The sequence below is a fragment of the Pseudoalteromonas sp. APC 3495 genome (assembly GCF_030407645.1).
Lineage (GTDB): Bacteria > Pseudomonadota > Gammaproteobacteria > Enterobacterales > Alteromonadaceae > Pseudoalteromonas > Pseudoalteromonas tetraodonis.
Genome location: NZ_JASDDA010000007.1, coordinates 122,934 through 133,440 on the forward strand (window position 1 = coordinate 122,934; position 10,507 = coordinate 133,440).

The 10,507-nt window shown below is 43.0% G+C and carries 4 protein-coding genes; all 4 read right to left on the reverse strand.

Going from position 1 to position 10,507, the window contains the following annotated elements:
- Positions 1-41: 41 nt before the first annotated feature.
- Positions 42-2,672 carry a glycosyl hydrolase family 18 protein gene (locus QL984_RS04770; protein WP_290172042.1) on the reverse strand — a complete coding sequence of 877 codons (2,631 nt, stop codon included), beginning with the start codon at positions 2,670-2,672 and terminating at the stop codon, positions 42-44.
- Positions 2,673-2,745: 73 nt separating this feature from the next.
- On the reverse strand, positions 2,746-4,341 hold the full coding sequence (locus QL984_RS04775; protein ID WP_290172044.1) for a lytic polysaccharide monooxygenase: 1,596 nt from the start codon (positions 4,339-4,341) through the stop codon (positions 2,746-2,748).
- A gap of 67 nt (positions 4,342-4,408) precedes the next feature.
- Positions 4,409-7,579, reverse strand: a complete 3,171-nt coding sequence (locus QL984_RS04780) for a glycosyl hydrolase family 18 protein (RefSeq protein ID WP_290172045.1) — start codon at positions 7,577-7,579, stop codon at positions 4,409-4,411.
- Positions 7,580-7,808: 229 nt separating this feature from the next.
- A complete protein-coding gene (locus QL984_RS04785; protein ID WP_024602693.1) occupies positions 7,809-10,316 on the reverse strand; it encodes a S8 family serine peptidase in 2,508 nt (835 codons plus the stop codon).
- Between the last annotated feature and the right edge of the window lie 191 nt (positions 10,317-10,507).

A 10,507-nucleotide genomic window follows, 5' to 3' on the forward strand; every position in this document is an offset into this window, starting at 1 on the left:
CGAAAGCTGCTTTTTATAAAATCAAACAATAAGGTTTTACATTAAAGTGCTAACCATACATCGGTTACGCCTGGCTTGTTCCCTTGAGTCCACCATTTAGCTTGGTACTTATTACCTTGATAAGAAACTTCATCACCACTGTTATAAATAGCCGTTGGCTGCCAAACTTCGACACCCGTACCATCTGTAGGTTGTGTTGTTGCTTCCCATGCACCACCTAAATCAGGACGCTCGCCTTGAGTCCACCACTTTGCTTTATATTCAACGCCGTTATAAGTGACGACATCGCCACCAACGTATGCAACACTCGCATCCCAGCTTCCTGTAGGTGGATTTGTAGTATCACCATTTGTCACTGTTACGCTAAAGCTTTGCGTTGTGGTTAATGCGCCATCACTGACTGCAACTGAAACAGTGAAGTTTGTATCTGTATCTACAGCGCCTGCCTCAATACTTACATTTGCACCGCTGCCCACTAACGTTAAGCCTGCTGGTACTGTCCACGTATATGTAAGCGCATCGTTTTGTGCATCCTTTGCAACTACAGCAACACTTGCTGATGCGCCTTCTTCTACACTAACATTAGCAATTGCATTAACACTTGGAGCTGTGTTACCGCCACCTGATGTCGGCGCAATAACATTAACAACAACATCACGATTTACTGTTGCTTGACCATCTGATACTGCAACGGTTGCAACATACTGTGTATCTGTAGTCACTGTTGGCGCATTAATAACCAGTGATGATGTATTTTGTCCAGATACTACTAGCGCGCTATCAGCACTCCAGCTAAAGCTCAGTGGATCGTTATCTGCATCGGTTGCAGAAGCCGTTACTGTGATGCTCTCGCCTGAATTAACAGACACAGATGAAGACACTGAAACAACCGGTTTTTTATTACTTGGCGGCGCAACTACGCCCCCTAAGCCATCATGCATTGCATTTAGAATGTCACCATTGTCAGCATCAATTTCCCATGCAAATAAACCGCCTAAATTATGCTGATTAACATACGCGCCTTTGGCCAGCACAGACTCACGACTATCATAGGTGATCAGTTTACCAGTTGAGCGATTCCATAGATAAGCGGCTTGTGCTTGCTCATCATAACCCACTTCAAAACCATTAATACCTGTGCCTGCCGCACCAATCATATTGGCTTTAACGCCCTTGTAATCAATAACTCCATCTTCCCATACACCTTGTGCCGTGGAGCCTTTTAACGGGCCATTACCAGGGGCGGTCATTGGGTTACCATCAATCGCTGCATTTTGCGGGTAAACACCTTCCCAACCACGGCCATACATGGCTGTGCCCACGACGATTTTTTTCGATGGTACATTTTGCGCAAGTAACAGCTGTACTGCATTATCGGTGGTATAAGCAGGGCCTTTACGAGGTTCGCCATTTTCATCAAGCCCAGTGCCATTACATTGACCAACACTCATGTGCTCGCCACAGTAAAGTGCAGTTTGATGACCGGTTACGTTACTCCATGCGCCATAAAAGTCATAGGTCATGGCAAAAATGTAATCCATGTACTGGCTTGCGGCTTGATAATCTACATCTTCAATTTTATCGTAACCAGCACCAATGGCTGAGGTTAACTCGTAAGTACGACCCGTTTCTGCTTCTAGTTTATCAAGCATAGCGCGCAGCTCTTGCATAAGCGCCACATAGGCTGGGCCATCGTTAATTGGATCGCCAATATCAGGATTGGGGCCGTCACCACCTGGGAATTCCCAGTCAATATCAACACCATCGTAAAACTTCCAGGTTCTTAAAAACTCTTCCATTGAGGCAACAAAGGTGTCGCGGTTTGCTTTATTAGTAAAACCACCAAATGGGTCTGATAACGTCCAACCACCTACAGATGGTAAAATTTTAATATCTGGGTAGCGCTGTTTTAGTGCCATTAACTGCGAGTAAGTACCACGAATGGGATCTTTAGCATCAACCCCTGGCAATGCTTTTTGTACTGCGGCCCATGGGTCGTGAATAACCACTTCGTAATCTGCAGAGCCCGCACAGGCTGTTTCCAGTGCGCGCTTAGGACCGCCAGTTAACGACGCATTTTCACCACAAATTGGAATGAAGCCATACAAAATATGACTCAGGTTTTGTGCTGGCATATTCGTTACATCGTAATCACGGCCATAGATCCCCCACTCAACAAAGTAAGCGCCCGTCACTAAATCTTGCTTAACGCCAATATCACGGTTATTTGGGTCAACATCCATAGGTAATGGTGCTAAATGTCCGCCGTCAGTGTCAGCAATTACAATTGGCTTACCCGCACTTCTCGCACAGGTCGTGCTGCCTTCACATAGTTCAACATACATTGTATGGCGGCCTGCTTTATCATAAGGGAATGAAATAGTGCCACTTTTAGAACCAGCAGCAAGCGTGCCCTCATTCACTAGCATGTCATCAAAGTACACTTTATAGCTATCGCCGCCATCACCGCTCCACGCACTCCATTCAATGTTGATATTAACTTGCTCAACACGGGTAACCAGCTGTTTGTAAGAGCCGTTTCCCTCAAGGTCTACCTCAACAAACGAATATTGCTGTGGCTCCCAATTAATACTTGGTGTAGAAGGCGCTGCCGATACAGAACCGGCAAATAGTGCAACACCCATAGCTGCGGTTAATTGTTTAATATTCATATTTCTCTCTTATCTATTTTTAATGTGATTATTTTGGTTTAATAAGTTTGAACTACAAAACTTAGGCTTTTAGTTACAGTGTTTTCCATACATCGGCTTGTCCTGGCGTATCGCCTTGAGTCCACCAATTAGCGCGATAGCGCTGTCCTTGATAGATTATTTCTGCGCCCGCTTGATAGGCTTTGTTAATACTCCATGCTGCTGGATTAGGACCCTCCTCAACAAGCTCCCACGCACTTGAACTATCGGGCTGCTGACCTTGATTCCACCATTTAGCTAAGTAAACACGCTCTTGAAAACTCACTTTATCTGTTGCTTGATAAACCTCAGTAGTGCTCCAAGGCGCTATAGCAGGATCATTGATAACGCTGTCATTAACGGTGACAACAAACTCGGTTTGGGTCGTTAATTGGCCATCAGAAACAGATACCACAACGGTATAATCTGTAGGTGTTGAAACTTCAGGTGAAATTAAGTTGATATTGGCATCGCTACCGGTAAAACTCAGTGGTGCCGGTACTGACCAAGTATAAATTAACGCATTTTGCTCATCATCAAACGCATGTAAATGCACAGCCGTGGTGGTGTTTTCATCAACTACTAGGTTTTCTGGCTTACTAACAATAGGCGCTGTATTATCAGGGGTGCCCTGCACGCTTAATGTATAAGTGTAATTTGGATTGCTTCCATAGACTTGGTTTGTTAGTACATCAGCGCTGTTAAATACAACATCACCAACTTGATTTTGCACACCAATCTGCACTAAATGCGCATAATCAAGGTTAAGTTGTGACGCCAACACTTGCTGCCAATTTGCTTGATTATCGGCATTGATCTTAAGTTGTTGGTTGATTACCTCTTGGCCTGTTTCATCAAATAAGCGAGCCCATACGGTGTCGCCAACAATGGCATTTTGCCCTTGACGTACAAAGTACCCAAGGCTTGCCCACGCATTAGGATTGGTTGGAGCTGCGTCGTTTACAATATTTATATCACTACAGTTATAAAAGCCTTCACCCACAACATCGTTTCGTTGCCAGCGGCTGTACAAAATAGCATCGCCGCTGCGCCCTTGTGGAATAGCCACACTCATTTGATAATAACGCTCACCATCGGTGTCTTTAATCACGTCAACATTTTGATGCTCCTGAACTAGCTCTAAGTCTTGCCAGGTCAATACATCAGTAGCGGCATTAAAAGTTGGCTTAGTTAAGTAAAACTGCCAAAAGCTGGGGTTATGTGGTGTTGATGCAAGGTAACGAACTTGAATTTCACCATTAGCATTGGGCACTACGTCACTACGTTGCCAATGTGGTGATGGTAAATCCATACCCCGTTTGGCTGTATCGCCACCAGCACATAAAGTGCCGTTTGGTACACTGGCCTCAACTGCGGTTTGATTTAAATAGTCAGGAGTATTAACAGAAAATTCAATCGCTTGCACAAACTGCACCGTGCCCGATTCTAAATATGCTGCTCGACAAGCAAGGTTAGGAATATTTGTGCCATCTTCTGGCCACCAGTACCCGCCATCAACTTGACAAATTGCTTGGCGCGCTTTAGGACTATCCATATAACCATGTGCTTGCACTTGCGGTGCTAGTGTACTGAGTAGTAAACCACTAGTAATTGCAGATAGCGTAATCGTGTTAAGTTTAATTGATGCCATTATTTTATCCTTTCTAAGACTCAATACATGGGGCAAGCTCAGGCCTACCCCTCATTGTTTTTGAAAATTACAGGCTACAACTTAGGGTCCAATCAGCCGTTACACCCGGCTCAGACGTTGTCCACCACTTGGCTTTGTATATCGCGTTGTTATGAGACATTAAGTCACCTGCTGCGGCATGGCTTGGGTTGCCCGCCCAGTCTGTTTGAGGGAAATTTGGATAAACAGGAATCGTGGCTATATCAACTCCTTCACACGTACCTACAGGGTCACCGCCACCGTTATCTGGATTGCCCGTGCCATCACCCGGTGTTGCACCTGGTAGCATTGGGTATTCAGCTTTGAATGCGTAAGTTTTTCCATCTTTTTCAATGGTAAAGTTGCTAGGCCCAGTGATTGGCATGTAGTACATCACTTGTGCATTCACAGTTGCACCAGCGCTAAAGTCTTTTGGTTGACCGCCCCATTCATTGTTCAGTGTGATTGAGAAACGGTGGAACTCGTTCTCAAAACCGCCAATATTATTACCCGCTGCGTTCGAGCCATTTACTTCTACTGCCATGCCCAGTTTTTCTTGTGCATTCCAGTTGGATTTAAAAATAGCGGAGGTTGATACCGGTACATCAAATGAAATTTTTGCACCGCTTAAATCAAGGCTTGAGTTATTGGTAAACGCAAATGTTGGGCTGATTGGGTAGTTATCATCACCGACAGGGAAATCTTTGGCTTCAAATGTGATATCTACTGCTTCAGCAGGCACTGTAAAATTAGGGTTACCCGCGTGAACATCATAAGCAACACCACTTTGATTAAACTTGTCATAGGCAAGTGAGGTTAAAGTCGACCCCATGAAGTACTCGCCTTTTGCTGAGTCGTAATCAAAATCACCAGCAAGCTCCCAGAACATGATACCGCCAAGGCCGTTGTTAATAACATAATCAACTTTAGAGGCCATCGACTCTTCATCTTCTATCGACAGAAATACTTTTTTATCGGCATTCCAAAGCCAAGGTGCGACGGCAACACTGTCGTAATAACGTGTGTAAGAACCTGTTAAGCGATCGTCAGCATCGGTATCGGGGGTTAAGCCATACACTTCGAGGTAAGAGCCAACAATACCATTTTCGAGATTTTTAGCGTGCCATAAAGGATTTGAACCGGCGGGCATTTCTTGACCTGCGTCGTTCTTATCGTGCCAAAGGTTATCAATACCTAATGCACCATTACCACACTTGTTCTTTTCACCAACCCCTGTACCTGTGGCACAATCAGCTTGGTTTGGTAAAGCCGCTTGACCCCATAGACCATTAGTTCCGCCCGACACATCTTTAAAACCTCGAGTATAATAAGGAATACCGATATTAATTCGACCGGCAGCCATTGCCCCTCGGAAATAACGAACCGCCCAATCGGTGTTTAAGTAACCAATCCCTTCAAATTCTTTAGTGCCGTATACGTTCCATTGTGTCAGTTCTGAGTCTAAACCGGTGTCAAACAAGGCAGCATTGTGCCCTACATGTGAGTTCCATGCGCCATGTAAGTCGTAAGACATAATGTTTACATAATCCAGATATTTAACCGCTTGAAAGGTTTCCATACCTCGTAATAAATAACCAGAAGATGGAGACGCAATAGTGAGTAAATAGTGCTTACCTGCTGCTTCACCTGCACGGTCTAGCTCTTCACGTACTTTTTTCATTAGCACTTGGTATGAGGCATTCAATCCTGCACGGCGCGCGTTGGATATAGGAAAATCATCGGGGTGACCTGAGTCGTTCATTGAAGATGGGTATTCATAATCAATATCAACGCCGTCAAATCCATATTTTTCAATAAACTCAACGGTGCTTTTTGCAAATGCATTAATACCTTCATAATTGACTGAGCCATCAGCATGGGTGGTCATGGTATAAAAGCCACCACTTTCAACGCGGCCGGTTTCATCAAAATACCCCCCCGTTTCAGCCCAGCCACCTACCGATACCAAGGTTTTAACGTGTGGGTGTTGTTTTTTATATTTATTTAAAAGATTAAAGTGCCCTTTGTATGCAAACTCAGGATCCATTTCAGCGCCAATAACGCCTGGCCATTCCATGTTTGTGGCAGGATTATTTGCTGAATTTGGATCGCCAATAGATACTTTATTATTGGCATCAACATGCGCAAAGGCATAATTAATATGAGTAATTTTATCCCATGGAATATCATTAACTAGATAACTTGGTTGGTCATTAGCACCATTTCGCCAACTAGTAAAATAACCAATAACACGACGCGGGTGGTCAGCTCCCATAACTTCACGACCATCAGCATCATACACAGTACAATAAGGCGTATTAACACCGGGGGTTTGATATAACCCTTGTGGTTGACAATCAGTTACACCACTGCCGGGCGCTGCAGAGTCAACAACATTTAGGGTTTTTGTGGTTTGTGCTGTAGCCCCTTCGTTATCAGTCACTGTAAGTGTAAAGCTGGCTTGCCCAAGAGCTGTAGCCTGCCATGTATACTGACTAGTTGCTGATGTCGCTTGATGAGTATCATCACCATTTATAGCAAAATTAAGCGCGGTGATCTCACCATCGCTATCGCTACCTGAAAGCTCAAACACAACTTGTGAACCCACAATTAGCTGTTCAGGTAAGGTACTCAATGAAATTGATGCAACGGGTACTTGATTAACAGGATTAGTAACGTCATCTGCAACTGTTAAGGTATTGATGATTTGTAATGACTGCGCACCTTGATCATCCGTTGCAATTGCACTTATTTGATGAGAACCCGCCACAGCTTGCCAATCAACGCTGTAAGGTGATGAAGTATCTGCAGCTAGAAAAATACCATCAACAAAAAACTCAACGGTGGTTACCTCTCCATCGTTATCAATTGCTTGCGCCGATATGACAACGCTGTCTTTATCGGTTAGTTGAAAACCGTCTGCAGGCATTAACTCGGTAATTACTGGAATTTCATTATCAATGACAGCGTTGTCACATACACCCAAAATTTTCCAATCTTTATAATCACCAGCATTCTCCACTGGATTGGCTTGCGTCCACCAGCTAGCTTCATACGCTGTGCTTTGCGCTTGCACTTGATCTCCAGTAACGTGTGTCTTGCCTGTTTGCCACTGTTCTAACGCACTGCAATCAATAGACGCGTGTACATTTAAACTAAGAAAACTAAACGATAAAGCACTTAGATTAAAGGCATTTGTTATTATTTTACGTGAGCTCATTGGCTCCTCCATTAACGATGTTTATACTCATTATTTTTTACCTTTCAGGTACAAACTTAACATGGATATCGTAAATATCAAGAAAATAATGCACAAATAACAAACAAAATAAATACAAAATAGTTACATTGCAAAATTAACTAATTATTTATTACTATAAAATTAAGAAGGGATATTCCATAAAAAAGCCCAGCATTGCTGGGCTTTGAATGTCTAAGGGGTAAACGTTTTATTCAGAAAATGAAACCGTAATAATATTCGAACATACGTTTTCAGATACGCATAACTGATAGTCGTATGCCGGTAATGTTGCGTTACGCACATAATCACGGTAACGGCCATTATCTGATACGGTATCTACTAGTTCGCCATTTCGGTATAGGCTAAGTGACTCAGCCCCTACTTCTGCCCAGTTTAACTCAACACGCATAGTATCAAGACGTGACTTGTTAGCGCGTTTTAAACTCAATTCAATTTCAACATCACTAACAACCACTGTTTGAGTGAATGTATCTGAGTTATTTTCACTATCCGTTACGGTTAATTCAACCTCATAACTTCCTGACTGAGCGTAAACATGTGTAGGATTTGGGTTTGTTGATGTTGAACCATCACCAAAGTTCCAGCTCCACTGTGAAATGTCATCATTTACATCACGACTTGTATCTACAAATGTAGCAGTTAAACCTTGTGCTGAAACACTAAAGCCAGCTTGTGGTGGTTGTGGGCTTACCTCACCAATAGCGCTAAATGTAAGTGACCAACCATTGATATTACCCGTATCTGCACCAGCTGTATCTTCAACATGAAGTGTCCAATCTCCGGTTGCCACTTCAGAATTAAATACGCTTGATGTAAATGACTTAACAATATCGTCTGCACTGCCACCTTCATTGCTTTGTAAAGTTACTTCTGTACCTTGCGCTGAAATAAGCGTAAGTACTAAGTCACCAGACCAAGTATGCGTAATATCTACATCAGCAGTGGTGCCAAAAATAGTTAAATCATCAGCAACCGTAATAACTGAGCTTGCGCCCTCTGGAGAATTATCTGGAATAGCGATGTTTTCATCACTGCTGTAAGTAAAGTCATTTAAACCAGCAGGTTGAAGCATTAAGCTAACAGTTTGTTCTTTAACTTGCTCTTCAGTTGTTGCGGTAACAGTAAAGTCGTAATTTCCCCACTGAGTATCGCTGTTAGTTGCAACCGTTAGAACAACTTCATCGCCCGGACGAGCGGTAGTTGCGCTTAGTGATGCATCGGTAAGATCTGAAGCTAAAGCCAGTGAAACGTCACCTTCCCATTGTGCAATTGAGCCAATCGTAAAGGTATAAGTAACCGTATCACCTACAGTCGCTTGCTGAGAAACCGGCGATACAGATAATTTAAAGCCTGGAGTTGGATCAGCATCAATTAGCGCTTGGTTAACATTTAGGCGTGTACCTGCAACCGTTTTACCATTTAATGCCGCATTAGCATCACCACTAGACATAAGTAATTCTTTAAGCTCTAGTGTTGTTAAATCAGGATTAACTGAAAGTACAAGTGCAGCAGCACCAGCTACATGCGGTGTTGCCATAGATGTACCTGAATAAGTAGCATAGCTATTACCAGGAACGGTCGACAAAATACCTGAGCCAGGTGCGCCCATATCAACACTTGTTAGGCCCCATTGAGAAAAGCTAGACATATTATCTCTGCTATCAGTACTAGCTATCGATAATACGTTGTCGTTTTCATAATTAGATGGGTAGTGTGGATTTTGATCGTTATCAACCGCATCGTTACCCGCAGCAGCAACAAATAAAATATCAGCTTGCTCACTAGCCGTAATCGCATCAGCTAACGCTTGGCTAAAACCACCGCCGCCCCAGCTATTATTTAACACACGCAGATTAACACCCGCATTTTTAAGGCCAACCATGTAATCGATACACTTAATAGCACCAGAGGTAGAACCTGTACCATCTGCGGCTAAAAACTTACAACCAACAATAGAAACATCATGGTTTACACCAACAACACCGACACCATTGTTACCACTGGCACCGATTGTACCCGATACGTGTGTACCATGGCCTTCGTCATCCATCGGATCACCAACATCAGTAATTGCATTAATACCGTGAACGTCATCAATGTAACCGTTTCCGTCATTATCGATACCATCACCGGCAATTTCACCACTGTTTACCCACGCGTTCGCAGCTAAATCAGGGTGACTATAATCAACACCCGTATCAATAACACCTACTACAACATCACGACTACCTGTAGAGATTGACCATGCTTCTGGTGCATCAATATCGGCATCAGCCGTGCCACCAGTTTGGCCTTCGTTGTTTAAGCCCCATAAATCATCAAAACGAGGGTCATTAGTTGCGCTTGCTATGCTCACTCGGTAATCAGGCTCAACATACTCAATAGCTTGATGCGATTTTAAGCGCTCAATTGCTTCTTTAGCGCTCATTCCTGATATTTTAAATTTTGCGAGGCGGCCAGAAAATAACGAGGTGAAGTTATCATCAATTTCATCGTTATTTAGATCAGATATTTTGGCTTTTACTAACGAACGAGCTTGCTTACGCATTTCCGGCGAAGCATTCTTTTTATACTTAACAATAATCGAGTCACTGCTCGCAGTTACTTTTTGAGTTGTACTGTTAACATCAGGCAATTTAGCCGCAGCTAAACAAGGTAAAAGTGCAAGTGTAATAATAGATAATTTTGTTTTCATTGTTCTATCCGTAATTAAGTTAACTTAGCTTTACTAAGCGAAATATTTACGTTTATGAATTTAAGTAATCACGTGGCAAGCGTTAAGAAAACGGGTAATCAGTCACTAACTCAAGTAAAAAAAGCAAAATCAGGAACAAAACCATTATTTTTAACTAGAAATACAGTAAAAAAAACATTAATAGCAGCCAT

What these genes read in the sequence shown, in the direction of transcription:
- QL984_RS04780 (WP_290172045.1), bottom strand. Translation starts at nt 7,579, where the DNA reads ATGAGCTCACGTAAAATAATAACAAATGCCTTTAATCTAAGTGCTTTA.
- QL984_RS04775 (WP_290172044.1), bottom strand. Translation starts at nt 4,341, where the DNA reads ATGGCATCAATTAAACTTAACACGATTACGCTATCTGCAATTACTAGT.
- QL984_RS04785 (WP_024602693.1), bottom strand. Translation starts at nt 10,316, where the DNA reads ATGAAAACAAAATTATCTATTATTACACTTGCACTTTTACCTTGTTTA.
- QL984_RS04770 (WP_290172042.1), bottom strand. Translation starts at nt 2,672, where the DNA reads ATGAATATTAAACAATTAACCGCAGCTATGGGTGTTGCACTATTTGCC.